At 72.1% G+C, this 14,635-nt stretch carries 13 protein-coding genes; 4 read left to right on the top strand and 9 right to left on the bottom strand.

Translation table 11 applies throughout. The annotated features are described in order from the left end of the window. Nucleotide 1: 1 nt before the first annotated feature. Nucleotides 2-994, top strand: a complete 993-nt coding sequence (locus GTW67_RS00065) for an amidohydrolase family protein (protein WP_161162714.1) — start codon at nucleotides 2-4, stop codon at nucleotides 992-994. Between the two features lie 50 nt (nucleotides 995-1,044). Here GTW67_RS00065 and GTW67_RS00060 read toward each other — a convergent pair whose 3' ends face one another. After that, nucleotides 1,045-2,049, bottom strand: a complete 1,005-nt coding sequence (locus GTW67_RS00060; RefSeq protein WP_161162713.1) for a LysR substrate-binding domain-containing protein — start codon at nucleotides 2,047-2,049, stop codon at nucleotides 1,045-1,047. Between the two features lie 143 nt (nucleotides 2,050-2,192). Here GTW67_RS00060 and GTW67_RS00055 point away from each other — a divergent pair, with 143 nt between their 5' ends. Beyond that, the gene (locus tag GTW67_RS00055; protein ID WP_161162712.1) at nucleotides 2,193-3,122 is read left to right on the top strand and encodes a ketopantoate reductase family protein; all 930 of its coding nucleotides are present in this window, start codon (nucleotides 2,193-2,195) and stop codon (nucleotides 3,120-3,122) included. Between the two features lie 18 nt (nucleotides 3,123-3,140). Here GTW67_RS00055 and GTW67_RS00050 read toward each other — a convergent pair whose 3' ends face one another. From GTW67_RS00050 to GTW67_RS00025, 6 genes are all read right to left on the bottom strand, one after another. Continuing rightward, the gene (locus GTW67_RS00050) at nucleotides 3,141-5,432 is read right to left on the bottom strand and encodes a glycoside hydrolase family 3 N-terminal domain-containing protein (protein WP_161162711.1); all 2,292 of its coding nucleotides are present in this window, start codon (nucleotides 5,430-5,432) and stop codon (nucleotides 3,141-3,143) included. Continuing rightward, nucleotides 5,429-7,363, bottom strand: a complete 1,935-nt coding sequence (locus GTW67_RS00045; RefSeq protein WP_161162710.1) for a glycoside hydrolase 5 family protein — start codon at nucleotides 7,361-7,363, stop codon at nucleotides 5,429-5,431. The genes GTW67_RS00050 and GTW67_RS00045 overlap by 4 nt, the downstream gene beginning before the upstream one ends. Nucleotides 7,364-7,460: 97 nt before the next feature. Continuing rightward, nucleotides 7,461-8,504, bottom strand: coding sequence for a substrate-binding domain-containing protein (locus GTW67_RS00040; RefSeq protein ID WP_161162709.1), 1,044 nt, complete (start codon nucleotides 8,502-8,504; stop codon nucleotides 7,461-7,463). Beyond that, the gene (locus GTW67_RS00035) at nucleotides 8,501-9,328 is read right to left on the bottom strand and encodes a carbohydrate ABC transporter permease (RefSeq protein ID WP_161162708.1); all 828 of its coding nucleotides are present in this window, start codon (nucleotides 9,326-9,328) and stop codon (nucleotides 8,501-8,503) included. The genes GTW67_RS00040 and GTW67_RS00035 overlap by 4 nt, the downstream gene beginning before the upstream one ends. A 14-nt stretch (nucleotides 9,329-9,342) precedes the next feature. Then, on the bottom strand, nucleotides 9,343-10,281 hold the full coding sequence (locus GTW67_RS00030) for a carbohydrate ABC transporter permease (protein ID WP_161162707.1): 939 nt from the start codon (nucleotides 10,279-10,281) through the stop codon (nucleotides 9,343-9,345). Nucleotides 10,282-10,363: 82 nt separating this feature from the next. After that, nucleotides 10,364-11,653: an extracellular solute-binding protein gene (locus GTW67_RS00025; RefSeq protein WP_161162736.1), complete on the bottom strand. Its 1,290-nt coding sequence runs from the start codon at nucleotides 11,651-11,653 to the stop codon at nucleotides 10,364-10,366. A 174-nt stretch (nucleotides 11,654-11,827) separates the two neighbouring features. On the opposite strand from GTW67_RS00025, the gene GTW67_RS00020 reads away from it, so the two are divergent. Further along, nucleotides 11,828-12,022, top strand: a complete 195-nt coding sequence (locus GTW67_RS00020; RefSeq protein ID WP_073967591.1) for a ribbon-helix-helix protein, CopG family — start codon at nucleotides 11,828-11,830, stop codon at nucleotides 12,020-12,022. Next, the gene (locus GTW67_RS00015; RefSeq protein ID WP_161162706.1) at nucleotides 12,019-12,411 is read left to right on the top strand and encodes a type II toxin-antitoxin system death-on-curing family toxin; all 393 of its coding nucleotides are present in this window, start codon (nucleotides 12,019-12,021) and stop codon (nucleotides 12,409-12,411) included. The genes GTW67_RS00020 and GTW67_RS00015 overlap by 4 nt, the downstream gene beginning before the upstream one ends. 33 nt (nucleotides 12,412-12,444) lie before the next feature. On the opposite strand, the gene manD is transcribed toward GTW67_RS00015, so the two are convergent. Next, nucleotides 12,445-13,659, bottom strand: a complete 1,215-nt coding sequence (gene manD / locus GTW67_RS00010) for a D-mannonate dehydratase ManD (RefSeq protein ID WP_161162705.1) — start codon at nucleotides 13,657-13,659, stop codon at nucleotides 12,445-12,447. Nucleotides 13,660-13,694: 35 nt separating this feature from the next. Next, the gene (locus tag GTW67_RS00005) at nucleotides 13,695-14,564 is read right to left on the bottom strand and encodes a carbohydrate ABC transporter permease (RefSeq protein ID WP_161162704.1); all 870 of its coding nucleotides are present in this window, start codon (nucleotides 14,562-14,564) and stop codon (nucleotides 13,695-13,697) included. Between the last annotated feature and the right edge of the window lie 71 nt (nucleotides 14,565-14,635).

Here is a 14,635-nt window from a genome sequence, read left to right as displayed (position 1 = left end):
GGTGGCAGAGCTGATCGACGTCCACACCCACTACGTGCCGAGGGGCTGGCCCGACCTGACGGACCTCGGCGGGCCCGACGCCCCCTGGCTGAGGGTCGAGACGGAGAAGGAGGCCGTCATCATGACGGGGTCCGCCGAGTTCCGGCGGATCCGGTCCGACTGCTGGGACGCGGAGGTCCGGCTGCGCGACATGGACGCGGACGGTGTGCGTGCCCAGGTGGTCTCCCCGACACCGGCCTTCTTCCACTACGGCCGCAGCGGCGCCGAGGCCGCGAGGATCGCCCGGATCTTCAACGACCTGGCCCTGGAGATCACCGCCCCCGCGGCCGGCCGGCTGATCCCGTTCTGCCAGGTACCGCTCCAGGATCCGGACGCCGCCTGCCGCGAACTGGAACGGGCGGTCGCCGCCGGCCACCGGGGCGTCGAGATCGGCAACCACGTCGGCGACCAGGACCTGGACAGCGAAGGCGTCGTGACCTTCCTCCAGCACTGCGCCGCCCTCGACGTACCGGTCTTCGTCCACCCGTGGGACATGGACAGCTCGCCCCGCCTTGACCGGTGGATGGCACGGTGGCTGACGGCCATGCCGGCCGAGACGCACCTGTCGATCCTGGCGCTGGTCCTCGGCGGTGTCTTCGACCGGATCGACGAGCGGCTGAGGATCTGCTTCGCCCACGGTGGCGGTTCGTTCGCCTTCTGGCTGGGCCGCATGGAGAACGCCTGGCACGGCCGCAACGACGTCGTCGGCACCTCCGAGTATCCGCCCTCGCACTACGTGGGCCGCTTCTCCGTGGACTCGGTGGTCTTCGACGACCGTGCGCTGCGGCTGCTCGTGGACACCCTGGGGGAGGACAGCGTCATGGTGGGCAGCGACTACCCCTACCCGCTGGGGGAGCGACCGGTCGGCGAGGTCGTGCGCAAGAGCGGCTTCCTCACCGAGCAGGCCCGGCACAAGATCACCCGTGGCAACGCGGAACGCTATCTGGGCCTCTGATCCTTGCCGCGTCCCCGGCCCGCTCCACGCGGGTGCGGGGGCCGGTGCGCTCAGCCGGTGTCGACGGCGCCGCGGAGGACACCACCGTCTCCCTGGCCGCCGTCGCCGCCGTCGCCGTCGTCGTCGCTCGGGCTCTCCCGCATCGCGTCGGCGGTCTCCTCCAGGCTCTGGATCAGCGCCCGGGCCGACGGGCTGAGGGTGCGCTCCGCGGGCAGGGTCAGACCGACCCGGTGGCCGACCTGCTCCAGCGGCACGGGCAGCCGCGCCAGACGGCCGTCGTCCCGCACGATCGAGCCGGGCAGTACGGCCACCACGTCGGTTTCCAGCAGGAGTTGGCGCACGGTCAGGAAGGACGTCGCCTCGACCCGGTTGCGCGGCAGTGCGAGTCCGCGGCGGGTGAAGAGCTCCTCCACCTCGCGGCGGAGCGCGGTCTGCGGTCCGGGAAGGATCCACGGGAAGCCGAGCGTGTCGTGGAGCCCGGCGTCCGGCTGTCCGGTCAGCGGATGCCCGGCCCGCACCACCAGCCCGACGAACTCGTCGTACAGCGGGCGCCGGACCAGGCCCTCGCCCGACGGAGCGGTCAGCCGGCCCACGACCAGGTCGATCCGGCCCGCCTCCAGACCCAGCAGCAACTCCTCGGGAGACGCCTCGTGCACCACCACCGTGAGGAAGGGATGGTCCCGCTTCAGTGCGGCCACCGCACGCGGCAGCAGGATGTTCGAGCCGGCCAGGTGGGTGCCGACGACGACGGTGCCCCGGTCGGCCGCCGCCAGCTCGACGACGTGCCGGCCCGCCTGTGTGAGCTGTGCGAGGACGGCCCGGGCGTGCCGGGTGAACGCCTCACCGAAGACCGTGGCGCTGACTCCCCGGGGACCACGCTCGAAGAGCCGCACGCCGAGGATCTCCTCCACCTCGTGCAGGCTCCGGGTCGCGGCGGGCTGGGTCACGTGCAGCTCGGCCGCCGCGCCCACCACCGAACCCTGCCGGGAGAGCGCGTCCACGAGAAGCAGGTGACGCAGCTTGAGGCGGCCGTCGAACAGGCGGGGTGTCTCCACAGCCCGACACTAACCGAACCGGAGTCCTACCTCCGTGCGCCGACCGCGCGGCCATCGGCGACGCCCACCTCGACGCGCCTGTCCGGTGTTCGTGGTTTCATGACCACGGTTCGGGCCGTTGGCGGGGGAGTGGGGGCGGGGTCATGCGTATCGCGGTGATCGGGGCCGGGGGTGTCGGGGGGTACTTCGGGGCACGGTTGGCTGCTGCGGGGAACGACGTCACCTTTGTGGCCCGGGGGCGGCATCTTGAGGCCATTCGGCGGGCCGGGCTGGTCGTGCGCAGTCCGCTGGGTGACTTGCGGACCTCGCCCGAGTCGGTCGTGGCGAGTATCGCCGAGCTCGGGCCGACCGATCTGGTGCTCGTCGCCGTCAAGTTGTGGGACACCGAGGACGTCGCCGAGCAGCTCCGGGCCTCGGCGGCGCACAAGGCGCCGGTGCTGTCCTTGCAGAACGGGGTGCACAAGGACGCCGTCCTGCGCGGTTCGCTGACGGACGAACAGGTCCTGGGCGGCGTGTGCTTCATCTCCGCCTTCATCGAGGAACCGGGAGTCGTCAGGCACAACGGCACCCTTCAGAAGGTCGTGGTCGGCTCCTACGGCTCCGGCCCGGCTGAGGCCGGCCGGGCCGTGCTCGCCGCCTTCCGGGGCGCGGGGGTCGACGCGGAGGCGAGCGACGACATCGAGAGGGTGATCTGGGAGAAGTTCGTGTTTCTCGTGGGTCTGTCGGCGACCACGGCGGCCGTCCGCCGGCCCATCGGCGTGGTCCGCGCCAACGAACGGAGCCGACGCCTTCTGTACGACGTGATGGCCGAGACGGTGGCCGTGGCGCAGGCGTCGGGCGTGCGGCTGGACAGCGGCTTCGCCGAGGACCGGCTCGCTTTCTGCGACACGCTTCCCGCCGGCATGACCTCCTCCATGCACAACGACCTGGAGCACGGCAACCGCCTCGAACTGCCCTGGCTCAGCGGGGGAGTGGCAGACCTTGCGGAGCGATTGGGCGTCGCCGCGCCGCGCAACCGCACGGTGGCCGACATCCTCGCGCCGTACGTCCTGGGCCGGCCGGCCGACTCCTGACCGGCGCGGCGCCGGGGCCTATGTCGGGTTCGGTGTCGGGTCCGTGATCTCCAGGCGGGCGCCCCGGGTCCGGTCCGAGGCCGGGCCCGTCTCCAGCTCGACCACCCCCGGCTCCACGGTGAGGCGCAGGTCGCGCCCCACGGACGCCAGCGTGTCCGGGCCCACCTCGAAGACCGCGTCGGCCTCGGCGCCGGGCGCGAGGCTCAGGCGGACGAAGCCGCGCAGCTCGCGCACGCGCGGCCAGGACGCGCCCCCGGACAGGCGGCGCACATAGAGCTGCACCGTCTCCTCGGCCCGCCGGGACCCCGTGTTCCGGACCGTGACCCGGCACGTCAGGCGCGGGGCTCGCACGCCGACACGCGAGTGCGACAGCCTCGGCGCCCCGTACACGACGCTCGTGTACGACAGACCGTGCCCGAAGGCATGGCGCGGGCCCGCGCTCTGGTCGACGTATCCGCGGTAGCCGTGGTCCTTGCCGTTGTAGTAGACGGGCAGTTGGGTGGCTGAACGGGGCACGGAGACCGGCAGTCGGCCGCGTGGCTCGGCGTCGCCGAAGAGGACCTCGGCCACGGCGCGCCCGCCCCGGGGGCCCGGGTACCAGGCGCTCAGCACCGCCGCCACGGACGCGTCCGGCTCGGGCAGGGCGTGCGGGCGGCCCTGGATCAGCACCACCACGACCGGCGTTCCGGTCGCCGACACCGCTGCCAGCAGGGCCCGTTGCGCGGGCGGCAGTGCCAGGTCCGCCAGGTCGACGCCCTCTCCGCAGGTCATCCCGGTGGGTGCTCCGGAACCCGTGACGGCCGCACCGTTCGGGTCGAAGACCGTGTCCGGGGAGCGGGCGCTGGAGCCGCCCAGCACCAGCACGGCCACGTCGGAGCCGGCCGCCAGCGCCACGGCCGCCGGGACGTCCGAGACGTCGTCGCCCACCAGGCCGCAGCCCCGGGCGTGCACCACCTCGGTGCCGGACGCGGCCGCCGCGCGGATGCCCTCCAGGACGGTGATGCCGTCGCCCTGCCGTTGCGGCGCCGTGTAGTCGCCGATCTGCTGCGCCAGGGAGTCGGCGTTCGGACCGAGGACCGCGATCCGCCGCAGCCCACGGGACAGCGGCAGCACCTCGCCCTCGTGGGAGAGCAGCGTCACCGAGGCACGGGCGATGCGTTCGCCCAGCTCGGCCGGGTCGGGGAGGTCATCGGTCGCCGGGCCGGCCGGGGGCAGGGGCTCTTCGAACAGGCCCAGGCGGAACTTCAGCGTGAGGACCCGGGCCACCGCGGCGTCCAGCGCCGACTCGGAGACCAGGCCGCGTTCCACCGCCTCGCCCAGCCGGGCGAAGGAGGCGTCCCACAGGCTCAGGTCGCACCCGGCGTTCAGGGCCAGCGCCCCGGCCGACACCGGGTCGCCGGTCAGCCGCACCAGCCGGTCCACCGCCGTGCCGTCCGCCATGACGACGCCCTCGAAGCCCCACTCCGTACGCAGCAGGTCGGTCAGCAGGTACCGGTTGGCGACGCAGGGCAGGCCGTCGAACTCGTTGTAGGCGGCCATCACCCCGGCCGCGCCCGCGGCCACCCCGGCCCGGGCCGCCGCGAGATGCACCTCGTGGAGTTCGCGGGCCCCCAGCTCCGTCGCCGCGCTGTTGCGGCCGCCGACCGTGGCGCCCTGCCCGGCGAAGTGCTTGAGGACCACGGCCAACCCCGCCCGCCGCGCACCCTCGACCAGCGCCTCGGTCATCCGCGCGGCGAGGTACGGGTCCTCGGCGAAGCACTCCTCGCTGCGGCCCCAGCGCGGATCGCGCACCAGGTCGAGGGCCGAGACCAGCGCGATGTGCGCGCCGCGCGCCCGGAGTTCGGCCGCCGCCCCGGCCACCGCGTCGGCGTACAGCGCCGGGTCCCAGGTGGCGCCGACGGCGAGGTTCACCGGGAGCACCGTGCCGTCCAGGGCCTGGTGGCCGTGCGGCATCTCCTCCACCAGCAGGGCGGGTATGCCCAGCCGGGTGTGGTCCACGAGGTACCGCTGCACGGCCGCCGCCGTCCGCGCCCCGTCCCGCGCGTCGAGGCCGTCCGCGAAGCCCACGCCGGACCAGGCGTCGGCCCGCTGGAGTCCGTACAGCGCGCCCATGCCGTCGAAGGCGGCGACCTCGGCGCGGAAGGCGTCCGTGAGGCGGTGACGGCCGTCCCTGGCGCGCTCGTACGCGTCCCAGCCGTACATGCGCTGGTTGAGCTGGCCGACCTTCTCCGTCGGGGTCATGCGGCCCAGCAGGTCACGGACGCGATCCGGCACCGGTGCGGCCGGATCGCGGTAACGCGGGACGGTCATCGCAGCTCCAGCACCGCGACGCCGTACGCGTCGAGCGGCACGTCCTCGACCGGCGTGCCGTCGGCCAGGGTGTGCAGCTTGCCCTCGGCGACCGGGCGGACCACGAGCGGGTCGGGGCTCTGGCTGACCAGCCACACGAAGCGGCGGCCGTCGGCGTGGACGAGGACGTCCGCCGAGACGTGCGGGTCGGCGACCGTGACGGGCCGCCGCGCGCCCGCCACCTGTGCGAGGGCCGCGTACAGGCGGTGCGTGACCTCGGGGTTGACGCGTGCGGTGCGGGCCGCCATGTGCTCCAGCGGGTAGGTGGCCAGCACCGTGCGGCCCGTCCCCGTCTCGTTGACGACCAGGGCGGGCCGGCCGTGGGCGTCCACGGCCACCACCCGGCCCGTGCGCGGTACGACGGGCAGGTAGGCGCGGCTGTCCTCGTTCCCCGCGACAGGGAAACGCAGCACCTCGCCGGCGCGCAGGCCGCCGAAGTCCTCGGTGAACGTCATCTCCAGCACGTCGCCCTCGATCGGCTCGGCGACGCCGTACGACAACTGCAACTCGACGCCGAACAGGCCGTCCAGATCGTCGAACCAGGGGCCGCGGGTCGCCGGATGCTCGCCGGAGCAGAACGACAGGTAGACGGTGGCGCCCTCGGCTGCCCGGCGGGCCAGTTCCCTGCGGGTGCGGGTCGTGAGCTGGCGGGTGGCCGGCAGCAGGTAGAGCGACGCCTCGCCCGGCAGTCCGTCGGCCTCGCGGGTGAGGGCCACCGGCAGGTCGGCGGCGCGCGCGGTGACGTAACCCTGGTGCAGGGACGTGAAGATGAGCGGACGGTCGGCGGGACGGCTGTACGGGTAGCCCCGTTCGAGGAAGGCGGGGACGACCAGGGCGGCGTCGGCGTCCGTGCGGGAGCAGTGCGGGAAGTCCACGGCCTCCAACACCTCGCCGAAAGCGCCCAGTTCGCGCAGCGGCTCCTTGGGCGCGCCGGTCGAGTCGGTGATGCCGAAGTGCATCTCGAAGGGGTGGTGGTCGTAGGGGGACTGGTCCCACAGGTCGTCGTAGTCGGTGTTGTTCCAGGCGAGCCAGCCGGTGGCGCCGCCCAGCAGCGAGTTGTGCAGCGTCTGCCGGTAGTAGACGCCCGCGTTGGCGGCCGAGACGGTGTCGGTGGAGAGCCCGAACTCCTCCAGCACGACGGGCTGTCCGGTCACCGAGGCCAGCTCGCACTCGAAGGCGGCGCGGTAGTGCTGGCGCGGCCGGTCGGTGTCCGAGCGGTACACGTGCGGGCCCACGAAGTCGACGTACTCGGCCGTCTCCCGCAGCGAGAAGCCGTTGTCGCGGCCGGTGACCTCGATGCCCCACGCCCCGTCGCCCAGGGACACCGGCTGCGTCGCGCCCGTCGCCCGCACCGCGTTGCACATGGACTGGGCCCAGGCGGTCACCACGTCCGAGGACGGCGGGTCGACCTGGTAGATCCGCCCGTACCCGGGCATCTCGTTGGTGATCAGCCAGCCCGTGACCGCCGGGTGGTCCTTGAAGCGGCGTGCCATGCGGGAGACGAACCACGCCTGGCGGCCCACCATCCACACGTCCTCGTACAGGTCGCGGCCGCCGCGCCAGGCCGGGTCCCAGTTCTCGCCGGACATGTGGCCGACGATGAAGGTCGGTATGGTCCCCATGCCCGTCTCCGTGTGGGCGTCGAGGAAGTCCTCGAAGCGCGCGCACAGTTCGTCGTCGATACGGTCGGGCTCGGGGTGGAAGTCCGGCCAGTAGAAGAAGGACCGGGTGGTGTTGAGGCCGTGGTCGGCGAGCACGCGCAGTTCGTCGCGGACGGTCTTCGGGGCGTAGTTCCGCCACATCAGCGGACCGCCGGTGCGGGACCAGAAGTTGGCGCCGAGCCAGGGCAGGACGTCGGGCTGGTGGGTGAGCTGGGCGCTGTGGCGTCGCATGGTCCTTCTCGGGTGGTGGGGGTGCGGTTGGTGCGTGTTCTCGGGTGGTGGGGGTGCGGAGGGTGCGTGGCCGCAGGCTGTCGCGGCCGGGTGGTGGTCAGGCGGGTGCGGGCCCCGTGGACTCGCGGACGACCAGGCGGGGCCGTTCGGCGAGGGCGGTGTCCTCGACCTCCTCGCCGCACAGGGCGAGCAGCATGCGCGCGGCGGCCGCGCCGACTCGCTGCACCTGCTGGTCGACCGTGGTCAGCCGGGGGTGGAGCCAGCTGCCGAGCGGCAGGTTGTCGTAGCCGACGACGGACACGTCCCGGGGCACGGTCAGTCCGGCGCGCTGCGCGGTGCCGATGCCGCAGACCGCCATCGAGTCGTTGGCGTACACGATCGCGCTGGGCCGGTCGGCGGAGTCGAGGAGTGCCTCGGTGGCGCCGACGGCGCGCCGTTCGCTGAAGTCGGTGGGCAGGACCGCGAACGGGCGCAGCCCCGCCGCGCGCAGGGCGTCCTCGAAGGCCGCCCGGCGTACGCGGGTGTGCTGGAGCTCGGGCGGTCCGCTGACGTAGGCGACGCGCCGGTGGCCGAGGTCCAGCAGGTGCGCGACGGCCTCGGTGATGCCCGCTCCCTGATCACGCAGTCCGACGCGCGGGACGACGGCCGTGTCGTCGGGCGAACCGAGCAGCACCGCCGGCAGCCCGAGGCGGGCGAGCAGCGCGGGCCGGGCGTCGTCGTCGCGGGCGTCGGTGAGCAGGGCGCCGTCCACCCGGCCCTCGGCCGCGAGCCGCTCGTACAGCGCGTTCTCCTCACGGTGACCGCTGACCAGGTGGAGCAGCAGACCGTAGCCGCGCGGCGCCAGCTCGCCCTCTATGCCGGTGATCAGCTCACTGAAGTGCGGGTCGGAGCCGAGGACGTCCGTGGGGCGCCGCACCACGAGGGCGAGGCTGCGGGTACGGGCGTTGCGCAGCGCCGCGGCGGAGGCGCTGGGCGACCAGCCCAGTTCCAGCGCGGCGTCGAGGATGCGGCGGCGCGTCGCCTCGGAGAGCCGGCCCTTGTTGTTGAAGGCCTGGGACACGGCGGCCGTCGACACCCCGGCCGCCGCCGCGACCGCCTTGATGGTGGGCCGGCGTCCGGCCCGTTCGGCGGAAACGCTCACATCTTCACCGCCCCGCTGACCAGGGCCTGCTGCATGCGCTTCTGGAGGAGGGTGTAGACGGCCCACACCGGCACCAGCGTCAGCACCGTGCCCGCCGTGAGGACGCCGTAGTCCGTGCCGGTGATCGACTTCAGGGTGGGCAGCGCCACCTGGACCGTGCGCTGTGCCGGGTCGGGGCCGATGATGACCAGCGAGTACAGGTACTCGTTCCAGAAGGTCAGGAAGTTCAGCAGCAGCACGGTCGCGATGCCCGGCAGGCACATAGGTGTGTAGACGTGCCGCAGCACCGCGAAGGTGGACGCCCCGTCCAGCCGGGCGGCCTCCTCCATCTCCGGCGGGATGGTGCGCATGAACTGCACCAGGATCACCACCGACAGCGGCAGCGCGGTGGCCGGGAGGAACAGCACCATGAAGGTCCGGGTGTGGAACAGCCCGGTGGCCGCCGCGAGGAGGAAGGTGGGGAAGAGCGCCGCGAACGTCGGGATCAGGAAGCCCAGCGAGAAGACCTTCTCGACCACGCCCGCCAGGCGCCCCGTCGAACGCGCCAGCGCGAACGCGGCCGGGATCGCCAGCAGCAGCGTGAGCGCCAGCGAGAACAGGGTCACCAGCGCGGAGTTGACGACCGCGAGCCCGAGGTCGGCGCTCCCGAACGCGGTCCGGAAGTTGCCGAACCCGAGCGAGGACGGCGGGGCGAAGGGGCGCGCGAAGATCTCGTCGTTCGACTTGAACGCCGAGGCGAGGAAGTAGTACAGCGGGACGACGAGCAGCACCGCGTACGTCCACACCAGGATGTGGGCCGGGAGCCAGCGCTTGCCGAGCTTCATGAGTGCTGCTCCGATCAGTAGTTCTGGCCGAAGACGCGGCGGATCGTCAGCAGCCCGACGAGTCCGGCGAAGAAGAGGAGGACGCCGACGGTCTGGCTGTAGCCGAGGTCGGCGGCGATGAACGCCTTCTGGTAGACGAGGAACGACAGCGTGGTGGACGAGGTGCCCGGACCGCCCTGGGTGAGCAGCAGCACGTGCTGGGCGGAGCCGAACAGCGTCCACAGGAACTGGAGCATCGTCACCACGCCGACGTAGTCACGGATGACGGGGAAGTGGACCGACCACATGGTCCGCCAGTGCCCCGCCCCGTCGAGCTGCGCGGCCTCGCCCAGCTCGTCCGGCACGCTGCCCAGCCTCGCGGCGAACAGGACGGCGGTGAAGCCGATGCCGGCCCAGATGTCCAGGGCGATCAGGCAGGCCAGGGCCGTCGACGGCGAGGCCAGCCAGGCGTCGGCGAGGGAGCCGAGGCCGATGCTCTCCAGACCGCCGTTGAGCAGGCCGTCCGGGGAGAGGGCCGCGTAGAAGACCATCGCCTTCGCGGGCGTCGAGATCAGTCCCGGGATGAAGAGGAGGTAGCGGATGACCCGGTGTCCGGGTGGCCGCTGGGCCACGTAGTACCCCAGCATGAACGCGCAGACGATCATCACCGGGAGCGCGACGGCCAGCTGTATCGCGGTGTTGCGGACCGCGTCCCAGAACACCGGGTCGTCCAGCACCGTCCGGACGTTGTCGAGCCCGGCGAACGAGACCGGCTGGAGCATGCCGGGCCAGTGCAGGGCCGCGATCACGAAGATCGCGAGCAGCGGCCCGACCATGAAGACCAGGTACCACACCAGCGCGGGCACCGCGAGGACGGTGCCGCCCTGCCGGGGCCGGCGCCCGCCCGGGGCGGGGGAGGCGGGCGGGGCGGACCTCGGGGCCGCGCTCCCGCGCGTCGTCGTGAGCGTCGTCATGCGGTGACTCCCGGAGAGCGGGGGGAACGGGTGAGGGGGACGGAGGGGAACCGGGCGGCGGAGCCGGGGGTGTCCGAGCGGCTCATGCGGACCGGTACGCGGACTCGAGGGCGGCGCGCACGCGGGCCGGGCTGGTGCCCCGGGTGAACGACGTGCTGGTCGCGGTGATCAGCGGCTGCGCGGCGGCCGGCGGCACGTACACGTCGGGCAGGAGCACCTGGCTCACCCCCGAGCCGAGCCGCTGGGCCGCCCCGACCAGCGGGAAGCCGGTGCTGACGGCGTCCGTGCGCAGGGCCATGTCCCGGCCGCTCTCTGTCACGAACCGCGCGACGACGTCCTCCCGGTACATGAACCGCAGGAACTTCTCGACGTGCTCGATCTTGCGGACACCGTTGGGGCTGATCCAGAAGCCGATGAGGGTGTAGGCGCGGATGACGGTGGGACGGTCGTGCGGCGCCCCGTCGGCCAGCGGCCAGCCGCCGACCTCCGTGTGCCGGGCCACCTTCTCGGGCACCTTGGCCAGGGCGGAGGACATCGCCGACTGGACGGCCGCCTCCTCGGTGTTGAACTGCGTGGTCATCGAGTCGGACGTGAGGCCCTGGGCCTTGTCCGCGAAGACACCGGCGTCGCGCAGGTGCGTGAAGTACTCGATGCCCAGGCGTGCGCCGCGACCGGAGAAGTCCCCCGTGGAGTAGACGTGCCGGGCCTCCTCCTGGGAGAGGAAGGTCTGGATGATCTGGGCCAGCAGCTTCTGGCCGGTCCAGTCGTTGCCGCCCACGGTCACCGGGGCGATGCCCTTGGCGCGCAGCTTGCGGGCCGCGGCGATCAGCTGGTCCCCCGTGGCGGGGATCGCGTCGACCCCGGCCCGGTCCAGCAGGGCGCGGTTGTAGGCCACGGGCCAGTTCGTGGCGAAGTAGGGGAAGGCCCGGACCCGGCCCTTGTCGTCGGTCCAGTCGGCCAGCGCGGCGGGCAGGACGCGGCCGCGCAGTCCCCAGTCGTCCAGGTAGGGCTTGACATCGACGGTCGCGCCGACGTCCGTCCAGGCCAGCGTCTTGTCGTACAGGTTGACCATCACGACGTCGGCCTCCTTGCGGGCCAGCCGCGAGGTCTCGTAGACCTGCGCGAGGTCGTCGCCGTTGACGAGGTTCTTGACCTCGACCCCCGGGTTCTCCTCGCGGAAGCGGTCCACGGCCGCGAGATACGTGGGGGAGCCCGGCGCGGTGGTGCCGAGCTCGGTGTGGACGACGAGGGTGTCCGGGTCGGAGTCCGCCGACGCCAGCGACGAGCAGCCGGACAGAGCGGGCAGGGCAGCGGCCGCGGCCAGACCGGAACCGGTGGCGAGCAGTTCGCGCCGGGTCAGCGATGAGCGCACAGGGGTGGTCTCCAACCAAGCGGTTAACGATTGGTTAATCGATGTACCTCGTGAGGTGCGAGGACCATATGGAGTGCGGAGACCATGGTCAAGGGGGTGGCGGAGGGAGATCGGGGGGCCGGTCCCGGGCGCCTGGCGGAGGCAGGTTAGATACCAGCCCGGTATCATGCCTATATGGCGATGACACTCCGACTCCCCGAAGACCTCGACGCGAAGCTCACCGAGCGTGCGCGCCGAGAGGGCCGCAGCAAGCAGGAACTCGCCATCGAGGCCATCCGTGACGCTCAGGACCGGGCCGAGCTGAAGGTCGACGACGTCCTCGCCGAGCTGATGGACAGCGACGCGGAGATCCTGGACTACCTGAAGTGACCGCAGTGCGCTACGTCCAGCTCGACGAGATCCTGGCCATCGCCCGCGCGGTCAACGGTACCGAGCACAGTGTGCGGGACATGGGGCTTCTGGTCTCGGCGATCGAGCGGCCCCGGACCAATGTGTTCGGGGCCGAGCTGTATCCCACGCTGCACGAGAAGGCGGCGGCACTGCTGCACTCCGTCGCCCGACATCATGCGCTGATAGACGGCAACAAGCGCACCGCCTGGCTCGCCATGCGTGTCTTCCTGCGCTTCAACGGCGTCGAAGCCGGGACCGCCCCGCCGCCCGTCTCCGTGGCCGGCCCGTTCGTCGAGGAAGTCGCGCAGGACCACATCGACGTACCGGCCATTGCCAAGCGTTTGTCGAACTGGTTCCCCGTCTCCTGACGCTCGGCGTCGGGCCGGCCCGCAGCCCGGGGGTCACCAGTCGTGGACCGTGCCGTCGTGGAGGCGGTTCACCGGGAGGTAGGCCGCCTCGTAGGGGTGTGCGGCGGCCAGTTGCTCGTTCAGGTCCACCCCGAGGCCCGGTGCCTCGCCCGGGTGCAGGTGGCCGTTCTCGAAGGTGTACGCGTGGGGGAACACCTCCTCGGTGAGCGCGGTGTGCCCCGAGTACTCCTGGATGCCGAAGTTGTGCACGGCGAGGTCGAGGTGGACGGCGGCCGCCATGCCGACCGGGGAGATGTCCTCCGGCCCGTGGATCGCGCTCTTGATCTGGTACTGCGCGGCGAAGTCGAAGAGCTTGCGCAGCGGGGTGACTCCACCGAAGTGCGTGACCGCGGACCGCACGTAGTCGATCAACTGCTCGGTGATCAGGGTCTGGTAGTCGTGGACCGTGTTGAAGACCTCGCCGATGGCCAGCGGCGTCGTGGTGTGGCGGCGGACCAGGCGCAGCGCCTCCTGGTTCTCCGCGGGCGTGCAGTCCTCCAGCCAGAACAGGTGGTACGGCTCCAGGTCCTTGCCCAGGCGGGCGGCCTGGGCCGGGGTGAGCCGGTGGTGGGCGTCGTGCAGCAGCGGCAGTTCGGGGCCGAACTCGGCGCGCACCGCCTCCAGTACGGTCGGCATGTGGCGCAGATAGGCGTCGGTGTCCCAGTCCTCGACCAGCGGCCGGGCCTGCTGGTGCAGCACGGGGGAGCCGCTGTCGTCCGTGCTGGACACGCCGTAGACCGCCTTGAGTCCGGGGATGCCGGACTGCACGCGCACGGCGGGGTAGCCCTCGGTGAGGCGAGCGCGGACCGAGTCGAGGAGTTCGGGGATGTCCCGGCCGTTGGCGTGGCCGTAGGTCGCGACGCGGTCCCGGCTCGCGCCGCCGAGAAGCTGGTAGAGGGGCAGGCCCGCGGCCTTCGCCTTGATGTCCCACAGCGCCACGTCGACGGCGGCGATCGCGGCCATCGTGACCGGCCCGCGCCGCCAGTAGGCGCCCCGGTAGAGCGACTGCCAGGTGTCCTCGACGCGGTGCGGGTCGAGGCCGACGAGGAGGGGGACGACGTGGTCCTCCAGATAGCTGACCACGGCCAGTTCGCGGCCGTTGAGCGTGGCGTCGCCGAGGCCGACGAGTCCGTCGTCCGTGGTCAGCCTGAGGGTGACGAAGTTGCGGCCGGGGCTGGTGACGAGGACCTTCGCGTCCACAATTTTCATGGGGTCTTTCTTCCTTGATGCGGTGGTGAGGCCGTTCAGCCCTTGGAGGCGCCCGAGGTCAGGCCGGCCACCAGGTACTTCTGTCCGAGGACGGCGGCCAGGACGACGGGGACGGTGATGAGCGTCGCGGCGGCCATCAGACCGCCCCAGTCGGTGCTCGCGTACGAGATGAAGTTGAAGAGGGTCACCGGCACCGTCTGGGTGCGGTCGTCGGCGAAGACCAGCGCGAACATGAAGTTGTTCCAGCTGAAGACGAAGGCCAGCAGGGAGGCGGTGGCCGTGCCGGGCGCCGCGAGCGGCAGGGAGATGCGCCAGAACGCCCCGAACGCGCTCAGCCCGTCGGTGCGCGCGGCCTCCTCCAGCTCGACCGGCAGACCGGCGAAGAAGCTGATCATGATCCACATGATGAGCGGGACGGAGACGAACATCTGGCTGAGGATCAGCACGGTGTAGGAGCCGACGAGCCCCATCTGCGCGAACAGGTAGTACCAAGGCACGAGCAGCGAGATCGCCGGCACGATGCGTGCGACCAGGATCAGCGACCCCGTGCGGTGCATGGCGAAGCGCCCGACCGCCCAGGCCGCGGGCACCGCGATGACCGCGGAGAGCACGGTGGAGACGACGCCGACCAGCAGGGAGTTGCCCATCGACCGCAGGAGCTGCCCGGCCTCGACGATGCTCCGGAAGTTCTCCAGCGTGGGGCTGAACCACAGGCCCACGGACGGGTCCGTCACCTGGACGTTGGTCTTGAACGCGGCGGCGAACATCCACACCAGGGGCAGCGCGAAGACGAGCGTCACGACGGTGATGGCGATGCCGCGCAGCCACGACCGGGCGGTGCGCCGGCGCACATGTGCCGGAACGGGGGCGGAGGTGACGGGTGTAGGGGTGACGGTGGCACTCATGCGGTCTTCCTCCCGCCCCGGCGGCGCAGCAGCACCACGACGCCGACGATGAAGAGCGTGAACAGGACCAA

Origin of the sequence: Streptomyces sp. SID5910, assembly GCF_009862125.1 — a bacterium.
GTDB lineage: Bacteria > Actinomycetota > Actinomycetes > Streptomycetales > Streptomycetaceae > Streptomyces.
This window is presented reverse-complemented; position numbering and strand designations above follow the sequence as displayed.

Bases quoted from the DNA above. Each gene is read 5' to 3' on its own strand.
- GTW67_RS00055 (WP_161162712.1), top strand. From the start codon at position 2,193: ATGCGTATCGCGGTGATCGGGGCCGGGGGTGTCGGGGGGTACTTCGGG.
- GTW67_RS00050 (WP_161162711.1), bottom strand. From the start codon at position 5,432: ATGACCGTCCCGCGTTACCGCGATCCGGCCGCACCGGTGCCGGATCGC.
- GTW67_RS00045 (WP_161162710.1), bottom strand. From the start codon at position 7,363: ATGCGACGCCACAGCGCCCAGCTCACCCACCAGCCCGACGTCCTGCCC.
- GTW67_RS00035 (WP_161162708.1), bottom strand. From the start codon at position 9,328: ATGAAGCTCGGCAAGCGCTGGCTCCCGGCCCACATCCTGGTGTGGACG.
- GTW67_RS00030 (WP_161162707.1), bottom strand. From the start codon at position 10,281: ATGACGACGCTCACGACGACGCGCGGGAGCGCGGCCCCGAGGTCCGCC.
- GTW67_RS00020 (WP_073967591.1), top strand. From the start codon at position 11,828: ATGGCGATGACACTCCGACTCCCCGAAGACCTCGACGCGAAGCTCACC.
- manD (WP_161162705.1), bottom strand. From the start codon at position 13,659: ATGAAAATTGTGGACGCGAAGGTCCTCGTCACCAGCCCCGGCCGCAAC.
- GTW67_RS00005 (WP_161162704.1), bottom strand. From the start codon at position 14,564: ATGAGTGCCACCGTCACCCCTACACCCGTCACCTCCGCCCCCGTTCCG.